The sequence below is a fragment of the Alkalihalophilus lindianensis genome (assembly GCF_032843265.1).
GTDB classification, from domain to species: domain Bacteria; phylum Bacillota; class Bacilli; order Bacillales; family Bacillaceae_D; genus Alkalihalophilus; species Alkalihalophilus lindianensis.
On the sequence record NZ_JAWJBA010000935.1, the window covers coordinates 1 to 241 of the forward strand.

Sequence of the window (241 nt, forward strand, 5' to 3'; positions counted from 1 at the left end):
TTTGCTGAATCCCTCTTCCAAGCATGATGGATCAAAAAAGGAGAGAGGAAGATGAAAAGGATGAAAAACACAAAGATTAGGGCAATGGTATCAATTGGGATGCTAAGCAGTATTGCTTATTTATTAATGCTGCTAAACTTTCCGCTGCCGCTGTTTCCAAATTTCTTGCTGGTTGATTTTAGTGATATTCCGGGACTTATTGCGACACTGATTTTTGGACCGGTTGCCGGAATATTAGTTG

The 241-nt window shown here is 39.8% G+C and carries 1 protein-coding gene; it reads left to right on the top strand.

The annotated features are described in order from the left end of the window. Positions 1–60: 60 nt before the first annotated feature. Positions 61–241, top strand: a 181-nt coding sequence (locus tag RYX56_RS24855) for an ECF transporter S component (protein WP_317124453.1), incomplete at its 3' end; no start/stop codon positions are given.